Annotated in this window: 16 protein-coding genes; 6 read left to right on the forward strand and 10 right to left on the reverse strand. The window is 27.1% G+C overall.

Going from position 1 to position 16,483, the window contains the following annotated elements; all coding sequences use genetic code 11:
* Positions 1 to 2 precede the first annotated feature (2 nt).
* The 6 genes from DU473_RS07210 to DU473_RS07235 form a co-directional block, all read right to left on the reverse strand.
* Positions 3 to 836 carry a septal ring lytic transglycosylase RlpA family protein gene (locus DU473_RS07210; protein ID WP_131166019.1) on the reverse strand — a complete coding sequence of 278 codons (834 nt, stop codon included), beginning with the start codon at positions 834 to 836 and terminating at the stop codon, positions 3 to 5.
* On the reverse strand, positions 793 to 1,917 hold the full coding sequence (locus tag DU473_RS07215) for a lytic transglycosylase domain-containing protein (RefSeq protein ID WP_131166018.1): 1,125 nt from the start codon (positions 1,915 to 1,917) through the stop codon (positions 793 to 795). The genes DU473_RS07210 and DU473_RS07215 overlap by 44 nt, the downstream gene beginning before the upstream one ends.
* Positions 1,918 to 2,721, reverse strand: coding sequence for a TatD family hydrolase (locus DU473_RS07220; protein ID WP_131166017.1), 804 nt, complete (start codon positions 2,719 to 2,721; stop codon positions 1,918 to 1,920).
* A complete protein-coding gene (cbrR, locus tag DU473_RS07225) occupies positions 2,712 to 3,956 on the reverse strand; it encodes a bile resistance response regulator CbrR (protein WP_131163169.1) in 1,245 nt (414 codons plus the stop codon). Before cbrR ends, DU473_RS07220 begins: the two co-directional genes overlap by 10 nt.
* Positions 3,957 to 4,021: 65 nt before the next feature.
* The gene (locus DU473_RS07230) at positions 4,022 to 5,545 is read right to left on the reverse strand and encodes an AAA family ATPase (protein ID WP_131186875.1); all 1,524 of its coding nucleotides are present in this window, start codon (positions 5,543 to 5,545) and stop codon (positions 4,022 to 4,024) included.
* A gap of 1 nt (position 5,546) precedes the next feature.
* Complete coding sequence (locus DU473_RS07235; protein WP_131186876.1) at positions 5,547 to 6,401, reverse strand: NAD(+) kinase; 855 nt, start codon at positions 6,399 to 6,401, stop codon at positions 5,547 to 5,549.
* Positions 6,402 to 6,487: 86 nt separating this feature from the next.
* On the opposite strand from DU473_RS07235, the gene aspS reads away from it, so the two are divergent.
* From aspS to DU473_RS07255, 4 genes are read left to right on the forward strand one after another with little or no spacing between them, the layout of a single operon-like run.
* Positions 6,488 to 8,239 (forward strand): aspartate--tRNA ligase, encoded by a 1,752-nt coding sequence (gene aspS / locus DU473_RS07240; RefSeq protein WP_131186877.1) that lies wholly within the window; start codon positions 6,488 to 6,490, stop codon positions 8,237 to 8,239.
* Positions 8,236 to 8,811 carry an adenylate kinase gene (locus tag DU473_RS07245; RefSeq protein ID WP_131163165.1) on the forward strand — a complete coding sequence of 192 codons (576 nt, stop codon included), beginning with the start codon at positions 8,236 to 8,238 and terminating at the stop codon, positions 8,809 to 8,811. The genes aspS and DU473_RS07245 overlap by 4 nt, the downstream gene beginning before the upstream one ends.
* 20 nt (positions 8,812 to 8,831) lie before the next feature.
* Positions 8,832 to 9,353 carry an inorganic diphosphatase gene (gene ppa, locus DU473_RS07250; protein ID WP_131163164.1) on the forward strand — a complete coding sequence of 174 codons (522 nt, stop codon included), beginning with the start codon at positions 8,832 to 8,834 and terminating at the stop codon, positions 9,351 to 9,353.
* On the forward strand, positions 9,350 to 10,180 hold the full coding sequence (locus tag DU473_RS07255; protein ID WP_131163163.1) for a glycosyltransferase: 831 nt from the start codon (positions 9,350 to 9,352) through the stop codon (positions 10,178 to 10,180). The genes ppa and DU473_RS07255 overlap by 4 nt, the downstream gene beginning before the upstream one ends.
* A 30-nt stretch (positions 10,181 to 10,210) precedes the next feature.
* Here DU473_RS07255 and DU473_RS07260 read toward each other — a convergent pair whose 3' ends face one another.
* From DU473_RS07260 to DU473_RS07275, 4 genes are read right to left on the reverse strand one after another with little or no spacing between them, the layout of a single operon-like run.
* Entirely contained in the window at positions 10,211 to 11,086 is an 876-nt protein-coding gene (locus DU473_RS07260; protein WP_131166012.1) for an RsmB/NOP family class I SAM-dependent RNA methyltransferase, read from the reverse strand.
* A complete protein-coding gene (ruvX, locus tag DU473_RS07265; RefSeq protein WP_131163161.1) occupies positions 11,076 to 11,459 on the reverse strand; it encodes a Holliday junction resolvase RuvX in 384 nt (127 codons plus the stop codon). Before ruvX ends, DU473_RS07260 begins: the two co-directional genes overlap by 11 nt.
* Positions 11,456 to 12,229 (reverse strand): DNA-processing protein DprA, encoded by a 774-nt coding sequence (gene dprA / locus DU473_RS07270; RefSeq protein WP_131166011.1) that lies wholly within the window; start codon positions 12,227 to 12,229, stop codon positions 11,456 to 11,458. The genes ruvX and dprA overlap by 4 nt, the downstream gene beginning before the upstream one ends.
* Positions 12,219 to 13,298 (reverse strand): divergent polysaccharide deacetylase family protein, encoded by a 1,080-nt coding sequence (locus tag DU473_RS07275; RefSeq protein WP_131166010.1) that lies wholly within the window; start codon positions 13,296 to 13,298, stop codon positions 12,219 to 12,221. Before DU473_RS07275 ends, dprA begins: the two co-directional genes overlap by 11 nt.
* A 158-nt stretch (positions 13,299 to 13,456) precedes the next feature.
* Between DU473_RS07275 and DU473_RS07280 the strand changes: the two genes are divergently transcribed.
* Positions 13,457 to 15,382 (forward strand): RNB domain-containing ribonuclease, encoded by a 1,926-nt coding sequence (locus tag DU473_RS07280; protein ID WP_131166009.1) that lies wholly within the window; start codon positions 13,457 to 13,459, stop codon positions 15,380 to 15,382.
* A gap of 9 nt (positions 15,383 to 15,391) precedes the next feature.
* On the forward strand, positions 15,392 to 16,360 hold the full coding sequence (locus DU473_RS07285) for a DNA polymerase III subunit delta (RefSeq protein WP_131163158.1): 969 nt from the start codon (positions 15,392 to 15,394) through the stop codon (positions 16,358 to 16,360).
* Positions 16,361 to 16,483: the final 123 nt, after the last annotated feature.

Below are 16,483 nucleotides of genomic sequence, written 5' to 3' on the forward strand. Positions count from 1 at the left end.
CATTATTCTCTTACGACAAAAGCTCCAGCAAAAGCTCCACTTGCAGCAAAATCTCTTGCTTCTTCTTCGCTTCTAAAACCAGTTAAAAATACTCTGTTTAATCCATCAACAGAACTTTGGCGTATAGTAGAAGAGTAAGATCTATAAGTTTTATATCTTGAAGCTATAGTCTGCGCTCCTTGTAAATTTTTAAAGGCTCCAATTTGAACCATAAAATTACCACCTTCATAAATTTGACCATTGTTTATAAGCTCTCCACTACTTCCATAATTTGCATTAGAATGGACAATATTATTTCCCGAATTTTTACTTCCAAATCCTATAACCTCAAGTCTTACTGGAGCCGTTCCGCTGTGTATCATATCAATTTGCGACGCAGCCCCTTTAGAAAGATCTATAATCCTATTTCCGACAAATGGACCTCTATCATTTATCCTTACCACAACTTGACGATTATTATTTAAATTGGTTACTTTTAAAATAGTATTCATTGGTAATGTTTTATGAGCAGCAGTTAAGGCGTTTTGATCATAAGTTTCTCCATTGGAAGTTTTTTTGCCATGAAAACCAGGTCCATACCAACTAGCTATACCATCTGCAGTTTCACCTACTGCTACCACGGTTGGATAATAAGTTTTACCATTGATAGTATAAGGCTTCATTGTTCCTTTTGCGCTTGAAGAACTAGGAGGAGTTCCTTTAAAATCATTACTTGGATAATAAACTTCAACTTTTCCACCACCTAGTGAACTAAAATTACTAGAACAAGCACTTAAAAATACTAGACCAAAACTAGCGACTGACAATTTGAGTGTAGTCTTTTTTATTATTTGCATTATTTTTCTCCTTATTTTTAATAGGTATTATTAATTTTTGATTTACACTTAAATATTTATTAATTTTATTCATTTCTTTAATATCATCTACGCTTATATTATAAGTTTTGGCAATCTTATAAAGAGAATCACCTGGTTTTACAACATAAATTTTAGACTTAGGAATACTTGTATCCACTTTAGTAAATTTATAAGATTTAAAATTTTTATTAAAAAAAGCCAATTTTTCAAGTGGAATATACATATAATAATCTTTTCCTGGAGGTGTAAAATTATGTTTAAATTGAGGATTATATTTTTTTAAAGTTGCAAAACTAATATTAGCGCTTTTTGCTAAATCCCTTAAAGCAACTCCAGAAGGAACATCAACTTTTACAAAAGGATTACTCAAAGAATAATTCATTAAAGAAGCATCTTTTTTTATAAAAAATTCTTCATCGTTAGATAAAAAAGCTAAAGTAAGAATTTTTCTTATAAAAGTTCTAGTTTCTAAAGAAAGATATTTTTTATCAGGATCAATTAAAACTGCTAAATCATCGCTTTTAGCTTGTCTAATGGCCTGTCTTAATTTTCCATTACCGCAATTATAAGCAAGTAAAGCTAAATACCATTTTCCAAATTCAGCTTTTAATGATTTTAGATAATTAATAGCCGCATAAGTTGATTTAACCGGATCCCTTCTTTCGTCCACATAAGCATCAACCCTTAAACCTAAATTTCTAGCCGTTGGTCTCATAAACTGCCAAATACCCACCGCTTTTGCATCAGAAATACTATGAGTTTTAAGACCTGATTCAACTATAGCCAAATATAAAATTTCTGAAGGGACATTATTTTCAATTAAAATTTCTCGTATCATAGGAGTAATATTAGAAAAATTTTTCATTGAATCAAGTAAAACTTGAGAATGCTTATTTTTTAAATCATCTTTAGACTGAATGAAATTTAAATCTTTTATAAAAGTAGGATCAATATCTAAATTCCTTAAAACATCTACTTGTTTTTTATAGTATTCTGGAGTATAAATTTGTGCAAAAAGACAATTAAAGGTTATAATAAAAATAAAAACTATTTTTTTCATTTAATTTTCTTTAAAAAATAAATTTATAGAATTTTGATAACATAATTTTAAAAGCTCTTCATGAGGAATATCCAAAATTTCACTCATCTTTTTTCCGACTAACTGTGTTAATAAAGGAGTGTTTCTTTGTCCTCTAAAAGGCTCTGGAGTTAAATAAGGTGCATCTGTTTCTATAAGAAGCTTATCTTTTGGAATTTTAGGTAAAATTTGAACCAATTTTTTAGCATTTTTAAAAGTTACGATTCCACCGATTCCAAAATAAAAACCCATTTGGGCTAAATCTAGTAAAAGTTCACTTGCATTAAAACAATGCAAAACTCCTCCATTAAGTTTAGAAGAATACTCTTTTAAAATATTATAAGTATCTTCATTTGCTTCTCTTGAGTGAATAATAACTGGCTTTTTAAATTCAACAGCCAAATCAAGTTGAGCTATAAATATTTCTTTTTGTTTTTTTTTAATTTCTTCATCTTTGCTATTTAAACGATAATAATCAAGTCCACATTCTCCAATAGCAATGCATTTATAGTCTTTTAAAAATTCTCTCAAAGTATACTCATCATAGTGATCTATATCATAAGGATGAATTCCAACTGCAAAATAAACTTGTTGGTATTTATGAGCAATTTCTTTTGCACGCTTTAAGTCTTTAATACTGGCACCTGGAATTATAACCTTGTCAATGCCATTTTTAAAAGAATGATCTAAAACTAGCTCTAAATCTGATAAAAATACATCACTATCTAAATGACAATGGGTATCAATTATCTTTAAATTATTGTCAAATTTTAAATCTAAAAACATACTTCTACTCTATTTTTCCCATTGGATTTTGCTAAAGAAAGAGTTTTTTCTGCTTTTTCAATTAAATCTTTTTTACTACTTTTTGAATTAGCAAAAACAATGCCTATAGAAGCTGTGAAAAATAGCTCGTCTAAATTAGCTAAAACACCGATATTTTTAATATTTACACGAATACGAGAAAAGATTTTAATTGCTCTTTCTTGATTGATATTTTTTAATATAATACAAAATTTCTCAGCACTGTATCTTCCAACAATATCTTTTCCTTTAATTTCATCAGTAATTTCTTTTGCACAAATTCTAATTACTTCATTGCCTATATTATACCCATACTCATCATTTATGGTTTTTAAATTATCAATATCTAAAAAAGCAAAAGCAAATTCCTCATCTTTAGAAGAAATTTCATTTAAATAATTTTCAAAATCTTCCATTAATGCGTCATTATTTTTTACTCCAGAAACAAAATCAAGATGAGCATAAGAATTTAAAAACTTCACATTATCCATAAATACCAAACAACGATTTACTCGAAAATTAAACAATTCTTTATTAATAGGCTTAATTAAATAATCATTTGCATTATTTTTAAGCATATCTACTTCTAGCCCATCATCTTTATCGCCTAAAATAATCATTCCCAAATCATCACTAGTATATTGCTCTCTTACTCTTGATAAAAGTTGCACTCCATCAATAACTGGCATTTTGGCATCACAAATAATAAGCTTAACATCTGAATTTTGCTCTAAATAATTTAAAGCTTCTTCTCCATGTGCTGCTCCTAAAACATTGAAAAATCTTTGAGTAAGATATTTTTTTATTTCATTACGCTCATTAAGCTTGCTCATTGCTAAAATAACTTTAGTTTTTTCATATCGTTTTAAGTTTATAATAGAATTAATTATATGATCAACACAGCTATCACTTTCCTTGCAAATATAATCAAGAATATCCTTATCCATAAAATTATCTTTTGTAGTTTTATCAGTGCTTGCCGTTAAAACTATAGTCGGACATTTTTTCTCTAGCATAAAATCCACTGCTTCGCCATTTGGTGCATCAGGTAAACAAAGGTCTATAAAACTTAAAAAATAATCACTTATTGATAGTTCTTTAGCTTGTGCAAAATCAAAAGCAACATCTACTTCGTAATTAAGAGTCGCTTGTATTTTTTTTGCTAAAAGTTTTCCAAGCATCTTATTATCATCAACAATTAAAATTTTACTTTTCACTATTAAACACCTTAAATTTTATCTATAAAAAGCTTTATTATAACAAAAATAAAAATATAAAAAACTTAATCCTTGAGCAAGGTTTTGGCAAATTCAAGTGCTTCATCATTGATTAGCTCTCCGCTTATCATTCTTGCAAGTTCACGAACACGCTCATGTTTTTCAAGTTTTATTACCTTGCTTTCATTGATATCTTTTTCAATTAAAAAATGATTGTGTGCCTTAGAAGAAAGTTGTGGTAAATGTGATATAGCAAAAATTTGATAAAAAGAAGAAAGTTCATTTAAAACTTTGGCTATACTCATTGCTTCTTTCCCACTTAAATTAGCATCAATTTCATCTAAAAAAATAATTCCTTTTCCAAAACCTAAAATTTTACATTCTGTTGCAATTAAAGCAAGTCTTAAACGATTTAATTCTCCAGAACTTAGTTTTTTAAGATTTGTCTCATTAATATTAAGTTCAAGTTTATCCCTGCCTTGTAAAGTTATTTTTTCATTTTGTAAAAAATTAAATTTTAAATCTTTCATATAAAGATTTTTTAAATATCCATTAAAATGATTTTCCAATTCTTTTAAATTTTTAAATCTAATTTGAGTAAGTTTATCACAAGCTACATTAATCTTTTTTTCTAGCTCATTAATCTTTTTTTCTAATTCTTTTTTTTCAAAATTTAAATTTTCATAATGATTTAATTCTTGTTTTTTTTGTTCTAAAACCTCTAAAGCATTTTCTATACTCTCATAACGTTTAACTAAATAAGATAAATTTTCTATACGATCAAGTAATTGTTCAATATCAAAATCCATTTCTTCCATTTTTTGATTTTCACAAATAATACGTAATTCATTTAAACATTCTGTAAAAAAATCTGAATTTACTTCACTCAAATTGAGCGCATTAATCACTACTTGCTCTAAGTCAAAAATAGCACTAGCTCTCATCCAAGCCTCATCAATTTTATCTTTTTTAGAAAGTTTCTTTTTTAATTTCAAAAGCTCTTCATATTCGCCTATTTTAGGGTTGATATTAGAAATTTTTTCAACCTGCATTAAAGCAAGTTCTTTTAACTCTTCAATCTTTTTCTCTTCTTCTAAAATTTTATTTAATTCTTGTGATAGTTTTTCGTATTCTTTAAAATTAATTTCAAATTCTTCTTTAAATTTTTTAAAATCAGGATTTTTTTCTTTCTCTAAAGCATCTAATAAACCAAGAAGTTTTTCATTATTAAATTCATTATTTTCTTTAACGCTAAGATATTTAACAAAACTCTTACTTAATAAATTTAAACTTTTTTTACTAATACTTTGATTATTAATAAAATATTTTGTTGTTTTCTCTTTTAAAAGCTTAAAGATATTTTCTTCTTCATTTTCTATGCCAAATTCTTCTAAATTAAGCTCATCATCAAGACTTAATTCTACGCATTTAGCATCACTCTCACATAAAGCAAAAGCTGATAAAATTGCCTTAAATAAAACAGACTTTCCAGCACCACTTAAACCTGTAAAAACTGTAAGACCTGGCGCAAGATTGAGTTCAACATTTTTAAAAGCTAAATTATCTTTTATTAAAATCCTATTTATCATTTTAATTTCCCCAATTTAATTTTTCTTTTAAAATTTGAAAATAATCTCTATCATTAGGATAAATAAAAGTTACACTTTTTTCTCCTAAACCAATTTTAATATTTTTAAAATCATTTACTTTAAATTTTTCTTGCCCATCAATGCAAAAAGTGCAATCTTTTGCCCCTATTTCAAATTCAAAACCCTTAGGTAAAATAATAGGACGCTGTGTAAGTGAATGCGAACAAATAGGGGTTAAAATAAATACTTGAGCCAAAGTATAAACAATAGGACCATTTGCACTTAAATTATAAGCAGTTGATCCTGCTGGACTTGAGATAATCAAGCCATCGCCAAAATACTGATTAAACATTTTTTCTTTATGATAAACTTTAATATTAGCCATAGACATATTTGATTTTTTATAAAATACTATATCATTAAATGCATTTTTACTAATAATTTGATTTTTTTTATCTTGTAAAGTAAGTTCAAGCATGAAAGGGGTTTCAATTTTGAATTTTCCCTCAAAAAAATCATTAAAAAAATTCTCTGCTTTTTCCATTGTAAGATTTGTTAAAAAACCTAAATTTCCGGCATGAATTCCTAAAATAGGTTTTTGATACTCATAAGCTTTTCTACATAAAGAAATTAAAGTACCATCTCCTCCCAATGATATTATCAAATCACTTTTTTTAAATAAATCATCTAATTCACAAATCTTTAAATTTGCATTTTGTTCTTTTAAATACAAAAGTTCTACTTTTCTTTTTGCTAAGATATTTTTTAGATATAAAATTTCTTTAGTCAAATCAATATCAGGCTTAACAACTAATCCTATTTTTTTAATCTTTTTATAATTAATTTTATTTTGCATATAAAATTATAGCAAATCTTAGCTAAGCAAAAGAATAAAGATATTATAATAATATAAATTTTGTAATACCAAAATAAGGAAAAAAATTGCGAACTCATTATAGTACAGACTTAAGCATTGCCAATGTAGGCGAAGTTGTAACTCTTTGTGGTTGGGTTAATAGTTACCGTGATCATGGTGGTGTTATTTTTATCGATTTAAGAGATAGAAGCGGGATTATTCAACTCGTTTGCGATCCAAAAGATGATCCAAAATCACACGAAATAGCATCTTGTGTTAGAGATGAATATGTCTTGATAGCTCAAGGTAAAATTCGTCCTCGTGGAGAAGGATTAAATAATCCTAAATTAAAAACTGGAGATATTGAAGTTGTTATCTCTCATCTTCATATAGAAAATGAAAGTTTAGTTACTCCTTTTGCAATTTCTGATGAAAATGTTAACGAAGAATTACGCCTTAAGTATCGTTTTTTAGAACTTAGAAATCCAAAACTTTACAAAAATTTTGCCTTACGTTCTAAAGCTTGCATTGCAGCAAGAAATTCTTTAGCAAATATGGGATTTTTAGAAGTAGAAACACCCATTTTAACCAAAGCAACTCCTGAAGGAGCAAGAGATTATCTTGTTCCTTCTCGTGTTCATCAAGGAAATTTCTACGCCCTTCCTCAAAGTCCTCAACTTTTTAAACAGCTCTTAATGTGTAGCGGTTTTGATCGTTATTTTCAAATTGCTAAATGTTTTAGAGATGAGGATTTAAGAGCGGATCGTCAACCTGAATTTACACAAATTGATGTTGAAATGAGTTTTTGCAAACAAGAAGATGTTATTAAAGTAGCAGAAAATTTCTTAAAAGATATTTTTAAAGCTTGCGGAAAAGAAATTAATACCCCTTTTAGACAGATGAGCTATAAAGAAGCTATGGAAAATTATGGAAGTGATAAGCCTGATTTAAGATATGATTTAAAACTCATTGATGTAATAGACATTTTTACAAGATCAAATAATGAAATTTTTGCTAATATCGCAAAAGACAGCAAAAAAAATCGTATTAAAGCTTTACGTGTGCCTAAAGGCGATACAATTTTTTCAAAAAGAGCAATGCAAAGATTTGAAGAATTTGTAAGAAAATTTGGAGCACAAGGACTTGCTTTTATACAAGTAAAAGAAGATGGGCTCAAAGGGCCTTTATGTAAATTTTTTAACGAAGAGGATTTAAAAGAGTTAAGCAAACGCTGCAATCTAGAAGTAGGAGATGTAGTATTTTTTGGTGCAGGAAATAAAAAAGTTGTTCTAAATTATATGGGAAGATTTAGAAATTTTTTAGCACAAGAGCTAAATCTTATAGATCCAAATACATTAGAATTTTTATGGGTTGTTGATTTTCCTATGTTTGAGCAAAATGATGATGGAAGTTATTCTGCAATGCACCATCCTTTTACTATGCCTAAAAATATTGATGAGACTGATATTGAAGAAATTTGTTCTATTGCTTATGATGTAGTTTTAAATGGAGTAGAGCTTGGCGGAGGAAGCATAAGAATTCATAAAAATGACATTCAACAAAAAGTCTTTAAACTTCTTAATATTAACGAAGAAGAACAAAGAGAAAAATTTGGCTTCTTGCTTGATGCTTTAAGTTTTGGAGCGCCACCACATGGAGGAATTGCCATAGGGCTTGATAGACTTATTATGTTAGTAACAGGTGCAAAAAGCATTAGAGAAGTAATTGCTTTTCCTAAAACACAAAGAGCACAATGTTTAATGACAGATGCTCCATCAAGTGCAAGCAATGAAGCGATGAGAGAACTTGGAATAAAATTAAGAGAGGAAACAAAATGAAAGAATTGTTTTTAATTATAGGAGCACCAGGAAGCGGAAAAACAACTGATGCTAGTTTAATAGCAAATTCTGATATAAACATTACTCACTACTCAACAGGTGATTTATTAAGAGAAGAAGTAGCTAGCGGTAGCGAACTTGGAAAAAAAATTGATAGTTTTATTTCTAAAGGTAATTTAGTTCCATTAGAAATTGTTGTAAATACCATTGTATCTGCTTTAAAAGCTGCACCAACTAAAACTATCATTATAGATGGTTATCCTAGGAGCGTAGAGCAAATGATGGAATTTGATAAAGTTTTAAATGAGCAAAATGAAATAGAACTTAAAGGGGTTATCGAAGTTAAAGTAAGCGAAGAGATAGCCAAAGAAAGAGTTTTAGGCAGAAATCGTGGCAAAGATGATAATGAAGAAGTTTTCTATAATAGAATGAAAGTTTATACAGAACCTTTAGAAGAAATTCAAAATTTTTATCAAAAGAAAAAACTTCATTTTATCATAGATGGAGAAAGAGCAATCAATCCTATAGTAGCTGATATAAAAGATCTTATAAAGAAAATTCAAAGTATTTAGTTTTATTACAAGGAGAAAAAATGGATTTAAGTAAAATTAAAATCGGAGATATTCCAAACAAAATTAACGCCGTAATTGAAATCCCTTATGGATCAAATATTAAATATGAACTTGATAAGGAAAGTGGAGCGATTTTCGTAGATCGCGTTATACCAAGTGCAGTATTTTATCCTGCAAATTATGGTTTTATTCCTAATACTTTAGCTGATGATAATGACCCTTTAGATATTCTAATTTTAAATGAATATCCTATTCAAGCAGGAGCTGTAATTCCTTGTCGTTTAATAGGAGTTTTGATTATGGAAGATGAAAGCGGAATGGATGAAAAACTTTTAGCCCTCCCTACTTCAAAAATTGATCCAAGATATGATAATATCAAAACTTATACAGATTTAGCACCAGCTATATTAAATAAAATCAAAAACTTTTTTGAAACTTATAAAATGCTTGAGCCAAATAAATGGGTGAAAGTACAAGATTTTAAAGATGAAAAAGTTGCCATTGAAATACTCCAAAAAGCTATTGAAAATTACAAAAAATGATTTTTAGCTTTTGGCATACTAGAGAAGGTTTTAGTGGCATAAACTTACTTGAGCTTTTAACTATAAAATCTTGGCTTGATAAAGGTTATGAATTTAACCTTTATACTTATGATTTAAAAAATGAAACTTTTAAAAAAATTGCTTCTTTATATAAAAATTTTATTCTAAAAGATGCTAGTGAAATAATTCCTTTTAACCATTTATTTTTTGATGATAGAGGAGCTGGACTTGCTGCGTTCTCAGACTATTTCAGATTTTACACGCTTTATAAACAGGGAGGAGTCTGGGTAGATCTTGATATGATTTGCCTTAATTATTTTGATTTTAATACTAAAAAATATCTTTTCATCAAAGAAATAGATGATGATATTAACAAACAAAGAATAACCACATCTTTGATCAAATTTCCACAACAAAGCTTGTTTGGAAAAGAACTTATAAATAAAGCAAACAAACTTATAAACAATCAAAAAATAGTCCCTTGGGGGATAATTGGACCTTCTTTTTTAGCAAAAATGTGTCAAAATTTCTCTTATGAAAAATACGCGCAAGATTATCTTTTTGCTTGTCAAATTCCTTGGAACCAAAGTAAAAAATTTATTTACAAAAAAGCTGATATAGATTGGGACATGCCTTGTTTGCATCTTTTTACTGAAATGTGGAGAATTTATAAAATGGATAAAAATTGTTTTTACAAACAAGGAGTTTATGCTACTTTGCTTAAAAAATATGATATGAAAAATTTTACTAAAGAATTAAATTTTAAAACCAATCATGAGCTTTTTATAAAAATTAAAAATAAAATCAAAAAATTAATAAATTTTTAATTTTATTCACAGTTTTTTCACTATGTGAATTTAAACTTTACGTAATTTTGCTATAAAAAATCCATCATAATCTGAACTTGGAATAATACGTTTGCATTTTGAAATTTCGTCAAATTCATTGCTTTTTGCATCTTTAGCTAAAGCATGTTCTAAATTTATATCTAAAAGTTTTATTTTAAACTCGCTTTTTAAAGCATTTTCTATCACTTCTTCATTTTCTTCTTTAGTAAAAGTGCAAGTACTATATACAAGCTCACCGCCTATTTTTAAAGCCTTTAAGGCAGAATGTAAAAGTTTTTTTTGCAATTTTGCGATATTTTTAATTTCTTTGTAGCTTTTTTCTAAATCAAAACCGATTTTAGCCAGTGTTGAGCAAGGCGCATCAAGCAAAATCTTATCAAATTTGTTAGGACATAAATTCCCTATAGCTTTGCCATCTTTTAAAAAAAGTTTTGCATTAATACCATATTTTTTAAGATTTTTTTGCAAAATAAAAAAACGATCTTTACTCGCCTCATTACAAGCTAAATATCCCGTATTTTGCATAAAATTAGCCAAATTTATACTTTTTCCACCTGGAGCAGCACATAAATCTAAAACACTATCTCCGGATTTAACTCCTAAATTCAAAGCACACAAATAAGAAGAATAATTTTGTATATAAAATTTAGCTTCATTAAAAGCTTTCATCGAACTTAAAATACTTTTATCTTTAGCGTTAAATAAATAACAATATTCATTTAGTTTTTTAAATTTTAAATTTTCTTTTAAAAACTCATCTTCTAAAAAAATGGCATTAGTTTTTAAAGTATTTAAAAAAACACAAATATTTTTTTCATTATCAAAAGAATCTAAAATTTTTTTCCATTCTTCTTTAGTATATAAAGAGCTAATCTTAGAGAGCAAAATAATCCTTTATCATAATCAAAGCCGCTAAAGAATCTAATTTTGCATCTTTTTTACGACTATTTGTTACGCCCAAATTCAAAGCCTCTTTAGAGCTAAAACTTTCATCAACAAAAACAATCTTTTTATCAAATTCAAGCAAAGATACAAAATGCTTAATGCGTTTTGTCATCTCTTCTTCGCTTTTTCCACCCTTTGGAATACCTACTATAAGCAAAGAAACATTATAAGTTAAAAATAGTTTTTTTACCTCATTAGCAGCTTGGTTACGATTTTTACGTAAAATTCCATCAAGCGGAATAGCAATTTTTTCATCCACACAAAGAGCTACCCCTATACGCTTTAATCCCACATCTAAAGCTAAAGCATTCATTTTATAACCTTTATAAAAATACCCGCTATATCGATTTTACCTTCAAGTTCATATTCATAAACCTTATCACCATAAACTGCCAAAGCCTCCTCAACGCTTATTCCTTTTTGGCAAAATTCTAAAAATTCATCTTGTTCTTTTTCTTCTTTAATGCCAAATTCTAAAGCAAATTCTTTAAAATCTACGATAAGCTTAGCTTTATTATCTTTTATAAGTTTATTTGTGCCCTGACTCTCATTTAATCTTTGGGGTAAAACATATAAAGGTTTTTTTAATTCTAAGGCAAGTTTTGCACTCTGCATAGATCCGCTATTAAGATCAGCTTGTGCGATAATCACACAATCACTCAAAGCAATAACTAAACGATTTCTAAGTAAAAAATCGTATTTTTTTGGCATATAATTTGGCTCATTTTCGCTTAAAGCAAGTCCATATTTATAAATTTCTTCTATAATTTTTTGATTTGCTTTAGGATAAATTTGATCAAGCCCATTAGCAAAAATCGCTATAGTATTAGGCAAAGCCGCTTTTGAAGCACTTATATCTACCCCTAAAGCACCTCCGCTTACAATACACACCTTATTTTTAAGGATACTAGAAAGCTCCTCGACGCATTTTTTTGTATAAAGATTCATTTTTCTTGAACCTATAATTGCAACTTTTTTTCTTTTTAATAACTCAAGATTGCCTTTATAATAAATTTTCTTTGGAGGATTTTTTAAAGTTTTAAAATAAGTCAAAAACTCATTATCTAAAATTTTAGTTCCCATAAATTTCATTTAAATAAACCAAATTTACCTCAAGAAGCATTTCTTTGCTCTCCTCTAAAGCTTTAAAAGTATTTTTTCTAGGATGGGCAATAGCTATAGCAAAACCTTTTTTGTGAGCCAAATCAATGGCTTGTTTAAGCTGAGACTTGATATAAGAGACATTGTCTTCATTATCTAAAAAAACATCTCTTTGTATATAAGGCTGATTAAATTCTTTGGTCAATTTTAAAGCTTTAGTCTTTCCTATAGTTTTAGAATCAACAAAAATAAAATCTTGTTTTTTAAAAGAAGTCAAAAGCTTTCTCATTGCATTTTCATCACTTGTAAATAAACTTCCTGTGTGATTATTGATGTATCTTAAGCCCTTAAATTCTTTTTTAATACTTTTTATCATTGCATCAATATGTTCTTTAGAATCACTTACTTTTAAGGTATTAAGCTCTGGTTTATTATAGTTAATTGCTTCTAAAGGCAAATGCACCATAAAAAATTTAAATTCCGAAGCTAGTTGCGGGGTATTTTTATGCGTTTTATCCGGAGGAAAAAATGAAGGAGTTAATTTTAAATTAAGCTTTTTAAGCTCGCTTACCTGCTTAGAATTTGCCATATCATCGATTATAATCACAAGTTTTGGTTTTTTTGTGTGATTATTTTTTGATTGATTTATATTTTCTTTCTTTATAGTATCCATTTCCTGTGTCAAAGAACTAGAATTTAAATCACTAGAGCTTAAATTTTGCTCACTAAAACTTGTATTTAAATCAAAATTTGATTTGTAATCAGTTATATTATTATCATCTATACTTAAATTTTTTTCTAAAAAACTTGTATTAAGTTCTTGATCGTAGTTGTAATTTTTAAAGATATTATCACTTTGATTGAAATCTTGATTATTATCCCTAAACAAATCGATACTAGAATTAAATTCTTGAATTTCTGGATTAAAAGCTAAATTTTCTTGTTTTTTATACTCAGTAAAAATTTTTAAAGCTAGAAGAATGCAAATTAAAACTAAAAGAAAAATAATTAAAAAATATTTTAAACGAATAAGATTTTTCAAACAAACAATTCTTTTATAAAAATATAATATTTCATCAAAATAGCCCCAACCTTAAAAATTAAATTACAAAGCCCAAATTATACCAAAATATTTATTAAGAAATTCATAGTTTTTTTATAAATTTTATGTAAGAATAATCATAATTTTAAATTTTAAAGACAAGAAAAGTGAAAGAATTTTTAAATCATTTAAACTATGGAATAAAAGCTAATGAAGTAAATAACGAATTCAAACAAATTCTAAGAGAACTTTTAGCTAACGATATCATAAAAGAACATAAAAATAAATTCTATCTTAATAATGGCTATGTTTTTGGAGTGCTTGATATTTCAAATAAAGGCACGGGATTTTTAAAATGCTTTGATGAAAACTATAAACAAGACTTATTGATTGAAAATAAAAATTTAAAAGGGGCCAATTATAAAGATATAGTTGTGGCTAAATTACTCCCTTTAAAAAAGAAACGTCCTAAAGCAAAGATTATTTTGATTTTAAAAAGAGCCAATGAAACCTCTTTAGTCATCACTAAAAAATACGGCGAAGCTATTTTAGGAATGAACATTAAAACAGGTCTTAGCATGGCTTTAAAAGCTTCTCAAAAATCCTTAAAAGCCCTACCCTTAGGGACAATCTTAAAAATAGAAAATCATAACAATGGCATAACAGAAGTTTTAGGTCATATTGATGATGAACATATCGATGAAAAAATTTCTTTAAATCTTTTTAATAAAAACTCTTGTTTTAATGATAATTGTATAAAAGAAGCAAAATCTTATGGGGACTTTGTTGATGCGAGTATGTATGAAAATCATATCGATCTAAGATCGCTTTCTTTTTGCACCATAGATCCTATCCACGCAAAAGATTTTGATGATGCAATTTATTTTAATGAAGAAAAACGAGAACTTTATGTTGCAATTGCTGATGTAAGCGAATATGTTTTTGCTTATGGAGCCATTGATAAAGAAGCTAGAAATCGTGGTTTTTCTATATATTTTCCCCATATTGCTGTGCCCATGTTACCAAGATCTTTAAGTGAAAATATCTGCTCTTTAAAACCTTTAGAAGATAGACTTGTATTTTGCTTTAAAATTACCCTAGATGAAAATTATCAAGTTATCAAAGAAGAATTATTTGAAGCCATAATAAATTCAAAACGTCGTTTTAATTATGATGAAGTAGATGAAATTTTGATAAAAAAACCCGACTTAAAAGAACTTTCATGGCTTTATAAACTTTATGAAATTACTAAAATCATAAGAAAAAATCGCCTTAAAAATGCTTTTGAATTTAAAACAGAAGAATTAAGAATGACTCTTAATGATGATTTAAGTCTTAAATCAACTTCATACGAAAAAGATACACCCTCGCATAATCTAATAGAAGATTGTATGTTACTAGCCAATAAAGCTGCCGCAAAACTTTTAGATGATATAGGAATTTTTAGAAACCATCTAAGTGCTGATCATAAAAAAATTATCAAACTTTTAAACGAACTTCAAACTCTTGGTATAGATGTAGAGTATAAAACCAATTTAAGCGAGATGATTAAAAACATACAATCCTTAGCAGAAGAATTAAATTTAAGAGAAGAGATAGATAAACTCATCATAAAAGCTCAAAAAAAAGCAGAATACTCAAGTATCAATCAAGGACATTTTGGCTTAGGCTTTGATAAATATTCCCATTTTACAAGCCCTATAAGACGCTATTCTGATTTAATCCTTCACAGACTTTTAAAAGCAAAACTCAAAAAAGATAATAAATTATTTAATTATTTATTATTAAACATCCAAAGCACTTGTGAAAATTTAAGCGTATTAGAAAGAGAAGCAGATAAGGTTGCCTTTGATTTTATGGATAGAAAATTTGCAAGATGGGCGGATAAAAACAAAGGAAAAGAATTTAAAGCACTTATTATAGAAAATGAAAATGTCGTTATTGCAAAACTTGAAGATGAAATTAAAGGTGCTAATATTGTATTAAAAAATGCCAAAGCAAACCTACTTCAAAAAGTTCAAATACAAATTGAAGAAGTTGACATTGTCATGGCAAAAATTTTTGGTAAAATTACAAAAATTTTAGAAAATTGATGGATTTTTATGTATAAAAAAGATTTACAACTTCTGCTAAATACAGCTAATTTTCCAAATTTCTTTTTTCTTTATGGAGCTGATAATTTTCAAATAGAATTCTTCTCAGAGCTAATTAAAGAAAAATATCCAAATGATGAAATTTTAAAAATTTACTTTGAAGAATACAATTTTTCAAAATGCAGTGATTTTTTATCTTTAAATTCTCTTTTTAGTGAAAAAAAACTCCTAGAAATCAAATGCAACAAAAAACCTAACACAAAAGAATTAAAATTTTTAATAGAACTTTGCAAAAACAACACAGACAATTTTTTTCTTTTAGAATTTTATGATGAGTCAAGCAGACAAAATGAATTAGAAAAAATCTTTGAAAATAATTTTGTAAGATTTTTTAAAATTGCTAATCCTAAAGAAGGAATGGAACTTTTAAGCATGAAAGCAAAAAAGCTTAATATCGATATCACCAGTAATGCACTTTATACCTTGCTTCAAAGTTTTGATGAAAATTTATATTTAGCAGCAAGCGAACTTAATAAATTTGAAAATTTAAAAGTTGATGAACAAACCATTCAAACTTATTGTTATGCTTTAAATACTGGAAATCTTGATGATTTTTTTGAAAAATTAGTCAAAAAACAAGATATAAAAAAAGATCTTGAAAATATCTTAGAAAATTTTAATGAAATGGCTTTTATTAACTCTTTAAATAATAATTTTTATAAACTCTTTAAAATTTTAATCTATACTAAAATTTATGGAAAAATAGATTTCAAAGAACTTTTTGGATTTACACCTCCTTTAAAAGTTGGACAAAATTTAAGCTCTTTGGCATTTAGTATAAAACTCAAACAATACAAAGAAATTTTTAATCTTTTATTAAATACAGAATACGAACTTAAAACCAATTCAAAATTAGCAAAAAAAGAATTTTTAATTTCAAACATATTAAAGCTTGTAAAGATTTTAAAAACAACTTAGTATTATATTTATATCTATTTTATTATTTTATATGCTTAGTTAAACACTTATTATACATATTTATAACTATAAAAAGCTAAAAACGATAAAGAAAAAATCGCTATTATGAACAAATACTTTGCT

The organism is Campylobacter novaezeelandiae, assembly GCF_004323845.1.
Classification (GTDB): domain Bacteria; phylum Campylobacterota; class Campylobacteria; order Campylobacterales; family Campylobacteraceae; genus Campylobacter_D; species Campylobacter_D novaezeelandiae.